This is a genomic window from Halarchaeum nitratireducens (genome assembly GCF_017874695.1).
Taxonomy (GTDB): Archaea; Halobacteriota; Halobacteria; order Halobacteriales; family Halobacteriaceae; genus Halarchaeum; species Halarchaeum nitratireducens.
In genome coordinates this window covers 159,223-174,142 of record NZ_JAGIKY010000004.1, presented here as the reverse complement: position 1 = coordinate 174,142, position 14,920 = coordinate 159,223, and the positions used below count along the sequence as shown (strand labels likewise).

At 67.6% G+C, this 14,920-nt stretch carries 16 protein-coding genes and 1 tRNA gene; 6 read left to right on the top strand and 11 right to left on the bottom strand.

Annotation, left to right across the window (positions count from 1 at the left end):
* Positions 1–356 precede the first annotated feature (356 nt).
* Positions 357–1,772: a PAS domain-containing sensor histidine kinase gene (locus tag J2754_RS16555; protein WP_211086952.1), complete on the top strand. Its 1,416-nt coding sequence runs from the start codon at positions 357–359 to the stop codon at positions 1,770–1,772.
* A 137-nt stretch (positions 1,773–1,909) separates the two neighbouring features.
* Here the strand turns inward: J2754_RS16555 and J2754_RS06250 are convergent, their stop codons facing one another.
* A complete protein-coding gene (locus tag J2754_RS06250) occupies positions 1,910–2,275 on the bottom strand; it encodes a group I truncated hemoglobin (protein ID WP_188878952.1) in 366 nt (121 codons plus the stop codon).
* Positions 2,276–3,207: 932 nt separating this feature from the next.
* Here J2754_RS06250 and J2754_RS06245 point away from each other — a divergent pair.
* Positions 3,208–3,606, top strand: coding sequence for a Fic family protein (locus J2754_RS06245; RefSeq protein ID WP_211086951.1), 399 nt, complete (start codon positions 3,208–3,210; stop codon positions 3,604–3,606).
* Between the two features lie 237 nt (positions 3,607–3,843).
* Here J2754_RS06245 and J2754_RS06240 read toward each other — a convergent pair whose 3' ends face one another.
* From J2754_RS06240 to thyX, 4 genes are all read right to left on the bottom strand, one after another.
* Positions 3,844–4,344 carry a hypothetical protein gene (locus tag J2754_RS06240; RefSeq protein ID WP_188878948.1) on the bottom strand — a complete coding sequence of 167 codons (501 nt, stop codon included), beginning with the start codon at positions 4,342–4,344 and terminating at the stop codon, positions 3,844–3,846.
* Positions 4,345–4,717: 373 nt separating this feature from the next.
* Complete coding sequence (locus tag J2754_RS06235; protein WP_188878946.1) at positions 4,718–5,824, bottom strand: tyrosine-type recombinase/integrase; 1,107 nt, start codon at positions 5,822–5,824, stop codon at positions 4,718–4,720.
* Positions 5,825–6,012: 188 nt separating this feature from the next.
* Positions 6,013–6,087, bottom strand: a tRNA-Glu gene (locus J2754_RS06230).
* A gap of 335 nt (positions 6,088–6,422) precedes the next feature.
* Positions 6,423–7,166: an FAD-dependent thymidylate synthase gene (gene thyX, locus J2754_RS06225; RefSeq protein WP_188878945.1), complete on the bottom strand. Its 744-nt coding sequence runs from the start codon at positions 7,164–7,166 to the stop codon at positions 6,423–6,425.
* Between the two features lie 102 nt (positions 7,167–7,268).
* Between thyX and J2754_RS16085 the strand changes: the two genes are divergently transcribed.
* Together J2754_RS16085 and J2754_RS06215 are read left to right on the top strand one after the other, a co-directional pair.
* On the top strand, positions 7,269–7,607 hold the full coding sequence (locus J2754_RS16085; RefSeq protein ID WP_188878944.1) for a cupin domain-containing protein: 339 nt from the start codon (positions 7,269–7,271) through the stop codon (positions 7,605–7,607).
* A gap of 47 nt (positions 7,608–7,654) precedes the next feature.
* Positions 7,655–8,236, top strand: a complete 582-nt coding sequence (locus J2754_RS06215) for an MBL fold metallo-hydrolase (RefSeq protein WP_211086950.1) — start codon at positions 7,655–7,657, stop codon at positions 8,234–8,236.
* Between the two features lie 15 nt (positions 8,237–8,251).
* Here J2754_RS06215 and J2754_RS06210 read toward each other — a convergent pair whose 3' ends face one another.
* Positions 8,252–8,530, bottom strand: a complete 279-nt coding sequence (locus tag J2754_RS06210) for a DUF5827 family protein (protein ID WP_188878942.1) — start codon at positions 8,528–8,530, stop codon at positions 8,252–8,254.
* Positions 8,531–8,630: 100 nt separating this feature from the next.
* On the opposite strand from J2754_RS06210, the gene J2754_RS06205 reads away from it, so the two are divergent.
* Complete coding sequence (locus J2754_RS06205; protein ID WP_188878941.1) at positions 8,631–9,044, top strand: DUF7522 family protein; 414 nt, start codon at positions 8,631–8,633, stop codon at positions 9,042–9,044.
* Positions 9,045–9,126: 82 nt separating this feature from the next.
* On the opposite strand, the gene sod is transcribed toward J2754_RS06205, so the two are convergent.
* The gene (gene sod / locus J2754_RS06200; RefSeq protein ID WP_188878940.1) at positions 9,127–9,729 is read right to left on the bottom strand and encodes a superoxide dismutase; all 603 of its coding nucleotides are present in this window, start codon (positions 9,727–9,729) and stop codon (positions 9,127–9,129) included.
* Positions 9,730–9,841: 112 nt separating this feature from the next.
* Here sod and J2754_RS06195 point away from each other — a divergent pair, with 112 nt between their 5' ends.
* Positions 9,842–10,612, top strand: coding sequence for an HAD-IIA family hydrolase (locus J2754_RS06195; protein WP_211086949.1), 771 nt, complete (start codon positions 9,842–9,844; stop codon positions 10,610–10,612).
* 42 nt (positions 10,613–10,654) lie between these two features.
* On the opposite strand, the gene J2754_RS06190 is transcribed toward J2754_RS06195, so the two are convergent.
* The 4 genes from J2754_RS06190 to folP all read right to left on the bottom strand — a co-directional run bounded on the left by J2754_RS06190 (position 10,655) and on the right by folP (position 14,917).
* Positions 10,655–12,064 (bottom strand): cryptochrome/photolyase family protein, encoded by a 1,410-nt coding sequence (locus tag J2754_RS06190; protein ID WP_211086948.1) that lies wholly within the window; start codon positions 12,062–12,064, stop codon positions 10,655–10,657.
* A 45-nt stretch (positions 12,065–12,109) separates the two neighbouring features.
* Positions 12,110–12,901 carry an SDR family NAD(P)-dependent oxidoreductase gene (locus J2754_RS06185; protein ID WP_188878937.1) on the bottom strand — a complete coding sequence of 264 codons (792 nt, stop codon included), beginning with the start codon at positions 12,899–12,901 and terminating at the stop codon, positions 12,110–12,112.
* A 67-nt stretch (positions 12,902–12,968) separates the two neighbouring features.
* The gene (locus J2754_RS06180; protein WP_188878936.1) at positions 12,969–13,640 is read right to left on the bottom strand and encodes a 6-hydroxymethylpterin diphosphokinase MptE-like protein; all 672 of its coding nucleotides are present in this window, start codon (positions 13,638–13,640) and stop codon (positions 12,969–12,971) included.
* Between the two features lie 146 nt (positions 13,641–13,786).
* Positions 13,787–14,917 carry a dihydropteroate synthase gene (gene folP / locus J2754_RS06175; RefSeq protein ID WP_211086947.1) on the bottom strand — a complete coding sequence of 377 codons (1,131 nt, stop codon included), beginning with the start codon at positions 14,915–14,917 and terminating at the stop codon, positions 13,787–13,789.
* Positions 14,918–14,920 lie beyond the last annotated feature (3 nt).

Below are 14,920 nucleotides of genomic sequence, written 5' to 3'. Positions count from 1 at the left end.
ATGCCACGACGGCAGACGAGTCCAGTGAGCGCCTGGATTACACGTACACACGGTTGTCATCGCACGTCCCGCAGGTGAACGCGGGAGCGTACATCGACCCTTCCCAGTCACGCTCTCGCGGACTGGTGCATCAGTCTGACTCTACTCTTCGTTCCCCCGGAGCACACTTAACACGCACGATGTCGTTTCCCGGAGACCGGAGGGGCCGATCCCGCCTCGGCGTTCGGGTTCCGCGGCGTCCGCCTCTCGTCAACCGTGTGGCTCGTATCGGTCGACTCGAAGCGGTGCTGACGCCGTGGCTTCGAGGATGGGCCGTTAGCTTAACACACTACAGACCGTAGTTCGAGGCAGTTCTCGTGGAAGACGCGCACACGAATCCGGAACGTGGTCGGCGGGCTTTCCGAGAGGCCGTCGAGAGCACCGGTCACGCGATTTACTGGACGGACACGACGGCGACGATCGAGTACGTCAATCCCGCGTTCGAGGAGCAGACGGGCTACACGGCGGCGGAGGCGGTCGGAAGCGACGCCAGCATCCTCCAATCGGGCGTCCACGACGAGCGGTTTTACGAGCGGCTCTGGGACACGATCCTCGGCGGCGAGATCTGGGAGGGCGAGATCGTCAATCAGCGCGCGGACGGGGAGCGCTACGTCGTCGAGCAGACGATCTCCCCCATCGCCGACGACGGGGGCGAGATAGTCCGGTTCGTCGCGGTCAACGAGGACGTTACCGAGCGCCGGGAGTACCGGGACCGGCTCGAACGAGAGCGCGACCGGTTCGCGTCCCTACTCAACGCCGTGCCCGTCCCGCTCGTCCTCATCGCGTTCGACCGCGGGGACCCGTGCGTCGAGCAGGTCAACCGGGCGTTCGACGAGACGTTCGGGTTCGCGGCCGACGAGCTGGAGGGGGCGGCGCTCGACCCGCACATCGTCGACGACGCGAGACGGGAGCAGGCCCGCGAGATAAACGAACGCGTCCGGCGCGGCGAGCAGGTTCGACGGGAAGTCGTTCGCCGAACGGCGGCCGGCGAGGAGCGGACGTTCCTCCTCACGGCGACGGCGCTCGACGGCGAGTCGTCCACCGAGTGCCTCGCGACGTACTTGGACATCACCGAACGGGAGCGCGCTAGGGCGGAGCTCGAGCGGCGGACGGAGGATCTCGAAGACTTCGCCAACGTCGTCAGCCACGACCTCCGAAGCCCGCTCAACGTGGCGAGCGGGTATCTCGATCTCGTCGCCGACGAGCACGACAGCCCCCACATCGACACGGTCCGGAGCGCCCACGAGCGGATGCGAGAGCTCATCGAGAACGTCCTCACGCTCGCTCGACAGGGAAAGTCGGTCGACGAGACGTACCCCGTCTCCATCGCGGACGTCGCCACGGACAGTTGGTCCACGGTCGAGACGGCGGACGCGACGCTCGACGTCGAGACGACGCGAACGATCGACGCGGACGAGGCCCGGTTGCGACAGCTGTTCGGCAACCTCGTTCGGAACGCGGTCGAACACGGCGGAAGCGACGTGACGGTCACCGTCGGCGACCTCGCGGACGGCTCGGGGTTCTACGTCGCCGACGACGGTCCCGGCATCGACCCGGCCGAGCGCGAACGGGTATTCGACCGCGGGCACACGAGTACCGAAAGCGGCACCGGCCTCGGGCTCTCGATCGTCCAGGAGATCGTCGACGCCCACGGGTGGGAGATCGTCATCACCGAGAGCGCGGCCGGCGGCGCGCGCTTCGAGATCGCCGGCGTCGAACGCCCGGACCGTTGACGGTAGTGACACCGCAAACGGAGTCCCTCCCCGACCCCTTCTCTCGATGACCCTCGAAGGATCACACTCGACGCGACTGCCGGGGGTTCATACGCCAGCGCGCTCCCCGATAGACGTCGGACGCTGTACGCGCCGGCTTACTGGCCGACGACGTCGTCTTTCAGGGCCGCGACCTCGTCGATGACCGCATCGATATCCTCCTCGGGCACGCCGTTCTCGGCCATCGCGGCGGCGAGGTAGTCGGCGACGCGGTCGAACGCCTCTGCGGTGATACCCATTCCCTCGTGCGCGGTCTGCATGTCCGCGCCGTCGTACTCGACCGGCCCGCCGGCGACGGCGCTCACGAACTGTACCTGGTGTGCGAAGAGCTCGTTCATGTCGGTGTCCTCGAAGTACGGTTCGAGAACCGGATCGTCGAGAACACGGTCGTAGAAGTCGTCGACGACGGACTCGACGGCGTCCTTGCCACCGATCTCGTCGTAGATGGATTCGGCCTCAGACATCACCCGGTCGTTGTCGCCGGTGATGCATCCGCTCTTGGGCGAACGTGTTCGCCTACGTTTTGGCCGGAAACGCACTCAGCGTGACGGTCGTCGAGACGCGACGGAGTCGGTACATCGCTCGTGGGAGCCGTGGCCGCGGCTCCGACGAAGGTGTTCGTGAGTAGATAGATGTCCTTTACTGTATCCCCGCAGTAATGCCACCGAACCGGAGATAAAGCTCCGGTTCACTGGCCGCGGCCAGCGTTCCGACGGTGCGTCAGCCCTCCCCCCAGAGGAGCTGATCGCGTGGCCAGATTTCCGATCCACCGGGCTGTCTCCCCACGCGGGGAGGTCCGGTGGTCGTCGCCTCTAGCCGTGGGCACGTTCACCTTCCCACGTGGGACATAATGACCTTACGGCCTGGATATGACCGTGTCTCCGATCGACGAACGGACGCGTCGCCGGCAGGCAATCGATCGGGAACGGCGTGGCGAAACGACGCGGGCCACGCGGGAGTATCGCTGAGTGGTGTGGACGTGCGAGACAGAGTACGAACTACGTGTCAATCACCGACGCCGAAGCGAATCGCCGCTGAGTCGAAGCGAGTCGCTATCGAATTCGCGAACCGAGAGAAGTGCTCCGGCAGGGATTCGAACCCTGGTCCTTGCCGTGAGAGGCCTCGCTTTTCCGACTGGCGACCGCACGACTGGAGCACCCCCGGGCCCGCTCGATCAGCGGTCTGGGCTGCTACTGAGAGATACTATGTGCTCCCATGTACATAAAGCATCCAGCGCGTTGGCCACCGGGCAAAGCCGGTTCGAAGGATGATTCGCAACGATACGGTCGCATTCCGAGCTACGGGTACGATGGATCCCCTCGAACCCAGCACTAAAGAGGGAGCCGGTGCGCCATTCCGCAACCGAGAAGGTCCTGCCGGGGAGATAGCATCGTAGATGGCGAGCGACCTCCCGACCGCGCGTGACATCCTCGACACTCACGACGAGGTCGTCGACCACTGGGATCTGAAATATCCCGGAGCTCGCGTCGCAGCGCCGCGCCTGAAGTTCAAACGCCTCCTCGGAGACATCCCCGAAGCGAACACTGACGACGAGGCGTACCAGTCCGCGGCCCTCCTGCTGCGGAACATCACGACGTCGCACTACTTCGAGGACGGGAACAAACGGACGGCGTGGCTGACGATGCGGACCTACCTCGACCGGAAGGGCCTGGAGCCGGCGGAGCGGGGTGAGCGCGCGGAACGCGTGATGCGACGCATCCGCAGGTTCAGTCCGTCCGAGCTCGCGGACTGGTTGCAAACGGGCGATATCGACGAGGATCGTCTCACACCGTGACGCGAGGGGAAGACTGAAGCGCCTGGTGGTAGTAGTAGTCAACATGAGTCTGGAGCCAGAGGCAGACGACGCCGACCGAGAGCGTCACCGCGAGCGGGTTCGCCGGTTCATCGAGGAGGACGGAGACCTCCTCGACGCGCTGCACGACTGAGGTCGCCTTCAGCAGCTGGCACGTTACCGATCTCTCGTTGAGAGAGTGTATCGACGACCCGGAGCGTCAGCCGTGAGTTTCCTGCGCTACCCGTGACACCGCCGACGCGATATCTCGACTGTGCTGACCGCGTCGGTCTGGTTCCTCGGCCACCGGTATCGGAGCAGGGAGACGAGCATGTACAGGAACCCGCAGACGATCACGAGCGACAGGACCATCATCACGGCCTGTACCGGCCACGACGCGTTGTCGAGCGACGACGCGCCGGACAGGACGCCGATGACCCAGAAGACGCCGAACAGGACGAGAACGAGCGCGCCCATCCCGGAGACTTTCTCCTCGACGTCCAGATCCTCGTTCACGGCGACGAGCTCGCCGATACCGACGGCCGCAACGCCGACGACGAGAAGAGATAACACCGGATGCGCTTGGGTCACACCGGCAATCGCGTTGAAGACGTCGCGGAGGAGGTAGAGGACGCCGACGAAGACCAGCAGCCCGCCGAACAACAGCGCGATTTCCGGTGGGAGTGACGGCCCGTCACCGCTCCCGCGGCCCCAGAGATAGCCCGCCCAGAAATCACTCACCGCGACCACCCCGAGCCCCGCTCGCTCGACGGAGACGCTTTTCGCCGATGAACGCAGTCTCGTACAGGGTTCCACGATGGCAGCCATACTCGATAACGAGAATGCAGACAGGGAACCGTTAACAGAAGCTGAGAGGGTCCGTCTTCGTATGCTACAGAGAGAGGCGGAGGTAGAGGTCCACCGCGCGTATGGGCATCGGAATAGAGTTACGCCGGAAACATCGAAACAAGCTCGCTAACGCGGTTTCAGACGCGATCAGTGCGCTCGGATCGATAGTTCCCTGGTGATGAGCTTCTCTGGACCTAGCTGATGGCAACGACGGGAAGAGGGACGGGCAGTAAAACCGGCTCCGCCCGTCACAGGAGGCCGTTTGTTAGCCCATCCGGTCCAGTGCGTCCTGGCGGTCCTCGACGGGTGCTCGGTCGTACTTCATCGTGGTCTCGGAGCTCTTGTGTCGGAGTTGGGCTTGTGCGGCGGCGAGGTCCTCCTCGCGGGTCATGTAGGTGCCGACGGAGTGCCGGATGGCGTACCAGCTCATCGAGCGGTGCGTCGTGTCGATGTCGGCGATCTCGCAGAGCCGCTGGAGGAGATAGCGGAGCGACGAGGTCTGGTAGCGATTGGAGTTCCGGGTGAGCCAGACGGCGTCCGTGTCGTCGTACGCCGGGTACGCGTCGCGCTCGTCGAGCCACTTCGACAGCGCCTCGGCGGTGCGCGAGGAGAGCCCGACGACCCAGTGATCTCGGTTCTTCGAGCTGTCCTCCTTCGGGATGCGGAGGACCTCGTTGTCGGTGTCGATCCAGCTAACTGTCGCCCGCTCGACTTCGACGGGGCGGAGGCCCGCGTCGAGACTCGTCCAGACGAGCGAGGGGGTCTTCCAGCCGTTCGCGCGCTCCCAGTCGGCGGGGGCGACGTCCGATTTGGGCTTCTCGAATCGCTGGGCGAGGTACTGCTTCCAGCGGTCGCGTTCGGCCGGCGCGAGGTTGTTGTAGTTCGGGATCGCGCCGTACTCTAAGGCGGCTTCGCGGACTTTCCCGCGCTCCTCGCGGGTGAGGTAGTCGTGGGGGTTCGTACTGGAGTCCGGGGAGAAGGTGATCTCTGGGTCCCACTCGCCGAGGCCGTGTTCGTGGTGTCGCCACTTGAACAGCATCTTGATCGACTTCTGGCAGTTGCGCTTGTGGGTGGCGCCGACGTCGCGCTTTGCGAGGTGGGTCATCCACGCGTCGGCGTGGTCGTGGGTGACGTTGGCGGTGTAGCCGCCTTCGAGTTCCTCCCAGACGTACCGATAGAAGCGGTCCATGCGGTAGCAGCGCGGTTCGACGGTGCCCTCGGCGTAGCCGGTGGCCGTGTCTGGGTCTTTCCCGAAGGTGAGGAGCCACTCGATGCAGGATTCGCGTTCGGCCTCGTAGTCGAGTCGTTGGCGCGGGTTGAGGAACTCGTCTGCGGGTTGGGTGACGAGCGGGAACTCGTCGAGGTCGATCATCGATCCCGCTTCCGTCTACGGGTTTCCCCGCTTTTGGTGCGTCCCTCGAACCGGATTGGTGCGACAAACGGACTAATCGCAAGACGGCGTCGGGGTGGCCGAGTCCGTCTGACTTCGTTGCCCTGGAGCAATGGTGATCACACTCATTGTTCACAGACCAGAATCGCAAGACGGCGGGAGGGAAGGAGTGCTCCGGCAGGGATTCGAACCCTGGTCCTTGCCGTGAGAGGGCAAGATGATTGGCCGGACTACACCACCAGAGCACGGTGGCCGACGCATCACGCGTCTGCATTGATTCGAAGGAGCGGGTCGTATAAAAACTCGTTGAACCGGACCCGTCGTGGGAACCCCCATCACACGGACCTCGGCACGGTACACGGACGTGACGACTGTCCGATCGGTCCGTCTTGTCGGGTATGTGTAGTGAACACCGACGAGCGCCGACGACGTGGGTCCGTTCGACGCCGACGATTCCCTCGGGGTCGACGAGTGACGCGGCGGCAGAAACGGATCGGAACTCCGCGCGGTCGGGGCACGTGCGACGCGATGTGAGAGAGCGTATCGATCGCTGTCGCGGACCGCGGTGGCCGAAGCCGTCTCAGGGCGCGAGTCGGTTCTTGCGGTTCTTCATCGACGACTCGTACTCCTCGAAGGTGATGGGGCACCACTCCGCGGCGCGATCGAGGAGGTCCTCGGTGAATCCGCGGATCTCCCACTGGGCGTCGGCGGCGGCGCGCATGTCCGCGACGTGCATGAGCATGCGGGCGTTGAGGCTCATGACGACGTTGACCTTCGTGCCGATGGGGAGGACGAAGCGGGCGTCCTCCGGGGGCATCCCGAGATCGAGCAGTTCCTGGTAGTCCGCGACGGCGCGCTCGACGGAGTCCGCGAACACCTCGCGGCGCTTCTCGACCGTCTCCTCGTCGACGGCTCCGCCCTTCTGATTGCGGCCGATCCAGTCGGGGTCGGTGGCGGAGGGCGGCGTGACGACGAGTTCGCCCTCGCGGACGTCCGCGGGGTCGACGTCGTCGAAGGCGACGTAGCGCATCGACTGCACGTCGAAGGAGACGTGTCGGTGTCGCGTGATCTGTGCCATACAGGACCGGCTCATCTCCTTCACGTGGAAGGTGGCCTGGGCGTGCTCGAACGGTCCGAAGTGGCCGTGCGCCATCAGATTCGAGATGAGGGTGCGCTGTTTCTCTTCGGTCGTCTCGCCCTCGATTCCCGCCATGACCGCTTCGAGGGACTTCTCGGCCCCGTACTCGCTCATATAGTCGTTTCGCGCGGCGCGGCAGATCACCTCCTCCGGGTTCGGCGTCGCCTCCAGCAACTGAACGTCCATGCGTGGGCCGAGGACACCGGGCGTCAAAAAGGCGTCGCGGGGCCGGTCGCGTCGCCCGCGATGGCGGACACGTTGAAGTGAGCGGCGACGCCACACTGACACGTGACGTACACGAAAGCGACAGCCGCCGACGCGGAATCGGTGCTCCCGGACAGCGTCGCGGGCGAGATGTGGATGATGCGCGACGTCCTCGACGCGGAGACCCTCGGCTTCACCGTGCTCGCCCTCGAAGCCGGCGAGGAGACGATGAGCCACGACCACGTCGACGACGACCTCGAGGAGGTCTACTACGTCGTCGAGGGCGGCGTGGACGTCGACTTCGGCGACCGGACGGTTTCCCTCGACGCCGAGGAGGCGATCCGCATCAGCCCGGACGAGGAACGGATCATCCGCAACCGCGACTCCTTCTCGAAGCTCGTGCTCGTCAGCGCGCCGGTCTGAGCGCCCCGCGACCGCGCGCTTTTCACCCTCGCGCGCCGAGAACGGGCATGATCACGAACTGCTCGGCGGGCGTCAGCGCGTTCACGGCGAACGCGTATCTCGTCACCGGCGAGCGCACGGTCCTGATCGACGCGGGCGCGAACTACGACGTCGCGAGCGCCGTCCGCGAACACGTCGACGGCCTCGACGCGGTCGTCCTCACCCACACCCACTCGGATCACGTCGAGAACGTGCCGGCGCTCCGCGAGGCGTTCGGCGTCGAGACGTGGGGGTTCGATCCCGGGCACGAACGCGTCGATCACGGGATCGCGGACGCCGAATCGGTGACTATCGGCGACCACGAGTACGACGCGCTGCATACGCCCGGCCACAGGGACGACCACCTCGTCTTCCGCTCCCGCACGGCCGGCGTCGGCTTCGTCGGCGACCTCGTCTTCGCCGGGGGCTCCTTCGGCCGCACGGATCTGGAGGAGGGAGACGCGGAACGGCTCGTCGAGAGCGTCGAGCGCCTCCGGGCCGCACTCGATGACGGGGAGGTCGAGACGCTCTACGCGGGCCACGGACCCGCGATCGACGACCCGATCGACGGCGTCGCGGCGTCGCTCCGCGCGGCCCGATTCGCGCGCTGATCATCGGGCATCGCCTCAGACGTCGTCGCCGGTCTTCAGCCCGTAGTAGCCGGGGTCCTCGTCACTCGGTGGCTCGGCGACGACGAGCTCGTCGCCGTGGTAGAGCACCCACGGGATCGCCCAATCGAGGAGGACGTCCTCCGTCCCGGCCTCCAGTTCGGCGTCCGGATCGAGGTCTTGGAGGAGACGGGCGATCTCGTAGACGGTGTACATCGCGTCGTCGTCGAGCAGTTCCGCCGGCGCGTAGAAGTCACAGGGGTAGAGCGCGTCGAACTCGCTCTTCGGGCGCGGCATACCCGAACGACGGCCGCGGAGGGCAAAAGCGCCCGGTCTCGGACACGGCGCTCGAAACGGACTCAGTAGTTATACCCGACGGCGGGGAACCGTGTGGCCGATGGCAGTAGAGCACCGCCCGGACGGAACGAGCGACGGGGACGCACTCGTCGAAACCGCCCGGGAGTACGGCGCGGCATTGCGGGGCTGTTGGACCTTCGATACCGAGGGGTACGAGACGCGATACATCCGCAGCGACGTCGCCGACGGGGTGACGGCCACGGACGTGGAACGCTACGTCGAGAACGAGCGCTACGCCTTCGTCACGCACGACACCTACGATCGCGTACACCCCGCCCCCTTTCGTTACACCGTCCGGGGGTACGACGGCTTCGAGGTGTTCCGACTCGTCTTCGACGATCACGTCGGCGTCCTGTGTAGTTTCGACGGCACGAGCGGGCGGGACTACGGCGCGCTCGCGGACGCCATCGACGCGCTCGCGGACGGGCGACGCAATCGGCTCCGGCCGGCCTGAGCGGTCGCTCCACGACGCGTTCGAAAGAAAAACGGACGATCGCTACGACGCGGTGCTCGGCTCGTCGGTCGTCTGGTGCGACTTACTCGAAGCGCGCCACGGCCTCTTCGTAGCGGTCGGCGGGCGTCTCCCAGTCGACGACGTCGAAGAACGCGTCGATGAAGTCGCCGCGGGCCGGACCGTAGTCGTAGTAGTACGAGTGCTCCCAGACGTCGAGTGCGAGGATCGGCTGGGCGCCCCAGAGCGCACCCTGGTCGTGCTTGTCCACGACGAGGTTCCGCAGCTGGTTGCTGTGCGTGTCGTAGACGAGGAGCGCCCAGCCACCGGCCGCGGACGCCGCCGCCTCGAACTCGCCCTTCCACGCCTCGTAGGAGCCGAAGTCCTCCTGGATGCGCGCGGCGAGCGCGCCGGCGGGCTCGTCGCCGCCGTTCGGGCTCATCGACTCCCAGAACAGCGTGTGCAGCACGTGCCCGGAGCCGTTGTGCGTCACGTTCCGGATCGCACCCGCCGAATCCGAGAAGTCACCCTCCTCGCGGGCCTCTTCGAGGGTCTCCTCGGCCGCGTTCCACCCGTTTACGTATCCCTGATGGTGCGTGTCGTGATGCCAGTTCAGCACCTGCTCGCTGATCGATGGTTCCAGTGCGTCGTACTCGTACGGCAGCGCCGGCAGCTCGTAATCAGTCATGGTGAATCTCCTCGACTGGAACTCCGGCCGGCGTACTGTTAAAGGTTGAGGAGGGGGCGGATAGCGCGCGACACGGTGGGGTTTACGAGGGCGGGCCGCGAACTCGGACGACGTGTCGTACGCCGCCGCGTTCGTCGACCTCGACGGAACCGTCTGGCGCGGGCGAAGCGCCATCCCCGCCGCGAACGCGGGCCTGCGCGCGCTCCGTGATGCCGCCGTCCCGATCGTCTTCCTCACGAACAACACCGGCGTCCGCCGCGACGAGGTGACGAGCCGGCTCGACGCGATCGGCATCGACTACGAGGGCGAACCCGTCGTGACCGCGGCGTGGGCGACCGCCGCCTACCTCGCCGAGCACCGCCCGGACGCGGACGTCCACGTCATGGGGCAGGACACCGTCGAGGCCGAGATCGAGGACGCGGGTCTGACGCTCTCGACGGAGGGACGGGCGGACGTCGTCGTGGCCGGCTACGACGACCGCGTGGACTTCGCGCGCCTCACCGGCACGCTCCGCGCGTTCGGGCCGGGGACGGTGTTCGTGGCGACGAACCGCGACCGGACGACGCCCGAGGAGGACGGTCCCGTCCCGGGCGCGAACGCGTTCGTGAGCGCGATCGAGGGGATGGTGGACCAAGAGCCGGTCGTGGTGGGGAAGCCGGAGACGCGGATGGCGGATCTCGCCGCCGCCGAGGTCGGCGCGGACGTCCACGACTGTTTGATGATCGGCGACAACCTCGAAACGGACGTCTTGATGGGCGAGCGAGCGGGGATGGACACCGCGCTCGTCTGCTCGGGCGTCTCGGCGCGCGAGGACGTCGCCGCCTCCGAGATCGAGCCGACGTACGTCGTCGACGACCTCGGCGACGTCGCGTCCCTCCTCTGAGCGCGGGACGCGGACGACCGCTCGAGCCGGCGGCGCGGCGCGCTACTCCTCGCCGCGCGCGGTCTCGAAGGCCTCGATTGCGGCCTCGCGACGCTCGCCGTGATCGACGATCGGGGCCGGATAGTCGGGTGCGAGGTCGGCGCGTTCCGCGGCGTCGAGTTCGGGCCACTCGTGGATCTTCGCCGCGGGAACGTCCGCGAGCTCCGGGACGTAGTCGCGGATGTACGCCGCGTCGGGGTCGTACTTCTCGCCCTGCGTCTGGGGGTTGAAGATCCGGAAGTAGGGCTGGGCGTCCGTCCCCGTCGAGGCCGCCCACTGCCAGCCCCCGTTGTCGTTCGCCGTGTCGTGGTCCACGAGGTGTTCGCGGAAGTGCGCGTAGCCGACGCGCCAGTCGGTGAGGAGGTCTTTCGTCAGGAACGAGGCGACGATCATCCGCACGCGGTTGTGGACGTACCCCTCGCGTTTCAGTTGGCGCATCCCCGCGTCGACGATCGGGTAGCCCGTCTCGCCAGCCTTCCACGCCGCGATCTCGTCGGCGTCGTTTCTCCACGGGATCGGGCGTTCGTAGTCGTCGTAGTTCTCCGAGACCACCTCGGGGTTGAAGTAGAGGACCTGCGCGTAGAACTCGCGCCACGCGAGCTGGCTCTGGAACTCATCAACGCTCTCGCGTTCGCCCTCGTCGTCGGCACCGGTCATCGCCTCGGCGGTCCGCGCGTACGCCTCTCGCGGGCCGAGCGTCCCGTACGCGAGGTCCTGCGAGACGCGCGCCGTCCCCTCGCGCGCGGGGTACTCCCTGCCGTCGGTGTAGTCGTAGACGTCCGCGTCGCAGAAGCGATCGAGGCGCGCCGTCGCGGCGTCGTGACCGGCGCGCGGGAGGTCGATGTCCGGTTCGTCGAAGCCGAGCGCGTCGATCGCGGGGAGGTCGTCGCCCGCGACCGCGGCGAGCGAGTCGGCCCCCGGCGCGTCGAACGGGTCGGGCTTGTCCCGATCGCGCCACTTCTTCCAGAAGTAGGTGTAGACCTGATAGGGGTCGCCCGCGTTCGTCCGGATGTCGCCGGGCTCGTGGATCACCGCGTCGTGGTGCCGGTGAGTCTCGACGCCCGCCGCCGAGAGCGCGTCCGCGCCCGCCTCGTCGCGCTCCTGTGCCAACCCCGAGTAGTCCGCGTTCCAGTGGACCGCGTCGACGTCGCGTTCGAGTGCGAGGTCCGGGAGCACCCCGGAGGGATCGCCGCGGCGCACGAGCAGGTCGCTCCCGCGAGCCCGGTAGGCGTCGCGCAGTTCGGCGAGCGCCTCTAGCATGAACGCCACGCGCCGATCGCTCCCGTATGCGAGCACGTCGTCGTCGAAGACGAACACCGGAATGACCGCCTCGCCCTCGGCGGCGTCCGCGGCCGCCGCGAGCCCGCGGTTGTCGTGCAGGCGGAGATCCTGCCGGTGCCAGAACAGTTGCACGGGTGGGGAGTCGGCCGGCGTCGGCATAACGGTACTGTCCTCGGCTCAGCGATCGGGCACCTCGTACGTGTTCGGCGTCCCCGTGATGCGGACGGACTGGCCGTCGACGAACGAGGCCGCGTCGCTGGCGAGGAAGCGCACGAGGTCCGCGACCTCCGCGGGCGTCCCCCACTTCCGGTCCGCGTTCCCGCGATCGATCTCGGCGTCCAGCCCGAAGTTCTCACGGAGCTTCTCCGTGGCGATGAAGCCCGGCGAGACCGCGTTCGCGCGGACGTCCGCGTCCGCCCACTCGCGGGCGAGCGATCGCGTGAACGCGATGACGCCGGCCTTCGCGGCGCCGTACGGGCCCATGTTCTCGACGCCGTACTCGCCGGCCATGCTGGCGACGTTCACGACCGCGCTCGGTCCGCCCGCGCGCAGCGCGTCCGCGAAGGCGTGCGTGACGTTGTAGACGCCCGTGAGGTTGACCCCGATCGTCTCGTCCCAGAGTCCGGGTTCGTACTCCCCCGTGGGAGCCATCGCGGCGTTCCCGCCCGCGTTGTTCACGAGGACGTCGACGCCGCCGAACGCCCCTTCGGTGGCCTCGGCGAGCGCCGCGACGTCGTCGCGATCCGTTACGTCCGCCTCGACCGGTTCGACGTCGCCCGGGAGGGCCGCGAACGCGTCCGAGACGGCCTCGACGTCACCGAGCGTACGCGAGCAGACGACGACGTCCGCGCCGTCCGCCGCGAAGACCTCGGTGATCGCGCGTCCGATCCCCGCCGACGCGCCCGTGACGACCGCCGTCTTTCCGTCCAGACCGCTCCGCGATCGCACCGCGTCCGTGGTCTCGTTCACGTCCGAGTCGAAGCGCCGACCCGCGGTTAAAGCCCGAGACCGCGGAGAGGGTCACGGGTTCCGACGGTCAGGGGAGCCAGTCGAGGTCCCGGTGACCGTCGAGGATCGGATAGCGCTCGTCGCGGCGATCCTCCAGCCACGTGAGGAGGCGCGCCGCCCACCGGAGCTTGCGGCGTTTCGCGTCGTCCGGGGCGTCGTCGAAGTCCCAGCCGGCGAAGCGCAACCGCTCGGCGCCGACGGCGTCCGCGAGGAACGCCGCCCGGTCGCCGTCGGTGAAGCCGCCGAAGTTCCGGACGCCGTCGACGGGCCGGGCTTGCGTCGTGCCGAGGACGTTCGCGCCGTCGAGTTTCGGCACCCACTCGGCCACGAGGTCGCGGTTGTCGCCGTGGGCGTGCGCGGCGACCGGCGTCCCCTCGCGGGCGAGCTCGCGGCTCGTCTCGGGGTTCTTGTCGAGGTCGGTGACGTGGACGTCGACGGCGAGACCGCGTTCGCGCAGGACGTCCGCGGCGGTCGAGGCGGCGAAGACGCGATCGGCGTCCGCGACGGCGTCGAGGTCGTCCGGGAGCGCGGGCGCGGCGCCGACGACGGCGACCGTCTCGCCGGTCGCGTCGAGGCGCGAGACGTCGAAGTCACTCACGAGCGCGGCGAGCTCGTCACGCGCGGCCTCGTCGCCGTCGCGGTCGTAGCCGAAGTCGCGGAGGATCGCCTCGTAGGCTGGTTCCCACGTATGGAACTGCACGGGTGACTAGTCGGCGTGGGGGCGCGAGAAATTTTTCGGGTCGCGGTGGTTCGAGCCGAGCCCCCGCAGTTTGTAGTGTACTCCTACCAGCGCGGAGCCTCGGCCTCCAATCCGGGGTTGCGGGGCTTCCGGCATAAGCTTTCTCGTTACTCCACGCTCGACCGGATCTCCCCGGCAATCCCCGCGAGCGCCTTCGACGCGCTCGTTATCCGGTCCGCGAAGGCCTCCAATTCCGTCGTCGTGCCGGCGACGAAGAGCGTCTCGTGGCCCGTGCAGACGACGTCCGTGTCAGACGCGGCGCTGACAAGCGTGTGACGCATGTCCGCGGGTGGCCGAACCTCGTAGGCGTGCGCGACCGCGTCCTCGGCGGCCGCGGCGTTCCCGCCGAGACGGGCGATGTGGCGCTCGGCCTCCCGGACGGTCGTGACGTCGAGTTCCTCGACGGCCCGGTCGCGGTGGCGCTCGCGGGTGAAGGCGTGGCCGACGAGGGCGGCGTCGCGGGTCTCCGCGACGTCGTGCGTTCGGATCACGTGCGCGCCGCGCTCGACCGCCATCGACGTCGCGGCGAGCGAGACGGGGAGCGCCTCCTCCGTCGAACGACCGGCGATGTCGCGCAGGAAGTTCTTGCGGTTGATCGAGACGAGGATCGGGCGACCGTATCCGCGGAACTCCCGGAGGCGCTCGAAGGTCTCCCGATCGTCGGCCAGCGTTTTCGCTTCGCTCCACCCACCGAAGGCCGGATCGAGGATCGTCTTCTCCGTGAACCCGTTGCGCGCGAGCGCGTCGTAGATGTCGTCGACGTCCTCGATCGCGCCGGGGCGTTCGAGGTCGGGCGGCGACGCCATCTTCACGACCGCGGCGTCGTGTTTCTCGCAGACGGCGGGCATCTCGGGGTCCGCGAATCCGCAGACGTCGTTGACCATGTCGAACCCCGCTTCGAGGGCCGCGTCCGCGACCGCCGCGTAGCGCGTCTCGATGCTGAAGGTCACGTCGTCGGCGCCGTCGACGCGCTCGATCGTCTCGATGGCCGTGTCGAGGCGTTCGAGCTCCGACGCCTCGTCCAAGACGTCGAGGCGCTTGTTCGCGGATTCGAGGCCGACGTCCACGATGTCGGCCCCCTCCGCGACGAGCTCCGACTCGACGTAAGCGGCGGCCTCGTCGGGGTCGTCGAAGACGCTCGGCGAGTACGGAGACTCCTTCGAGACGTTCAACACCCCCATGATACGCGGGGGGTGGTCGTCGCCGATCCGCAGGCCGGCGGCGTCCACGGTGTGCATACG

What these genes read in the sequence shown, in the direction of transcription:
- J2754_RS06250 (WP_188878952.1), bottom strand. Translation starts at nt 2,275, where the DNA reads ATGTCTGAGGCCGAATCCATCTACGACGAGATCGGTGGCAAGGACGCC.
- J2754_RS06245 (WP_211086951.1), top strand. Translation starts at nt 3,208, where the DNA reads ATGGCGAGCGACCTCCCGACCGCGCGTGACATCCTCGACACTCACGAC.
- J2754_RS06235 (WP_188878946.1), bottom strand. Translation starts at nt 5,824, where the DNA reads ATGATCGACCTCGACGAGTTCCCGCTCGTCACCCAACCCGCAGACGAG.
- thyX (WP_188878945.1), bottom strand. Translation starts at nt 7,166, where the DNA reads ATGGACGTTCAGTTGCTGGAGGCGACGCCGAACCCGGAGGAGGTGATC.
- J2754_RS06215 (WP_211086950.1), top strand. Translation starts at nt 7,655, where the DNA reads ATGATCACGAACTGCTCGGCGGGCGTCAGCGCGTTCACGGCGAACGCG.
- J2754_RS06210 (WP_188878942.1), bottom strand. Translation starts at nt 8,530, where the DNA reads ATGCCGCGCCCGAAGAGCGAGTTCGACGCGCTCTACCCCTGTGACTTC.
- J2754_RS06205 (WP_188878941.1), top strand. Translation starts at nt 8,631, where the DNA reads ATGGCAGTAGAGCACCGCCCGGACGGAACGAGCGACGGGGACGCACTC.
- sod (WP_188878940.1), bottom strand. Translation starts at nt 9,729, where the DNA reads ATGACTGATTACGAGCTGCCGGCGCTGCCGTACGAGTACGACGCACTG.
- folP (WP_211086947.1), bottom strand. Translation starts at nt 14,917, where the DNA reads ATGCACACCGTGGACGCCGCCGGCCTGCGGATCGGCGACGACCACCCC.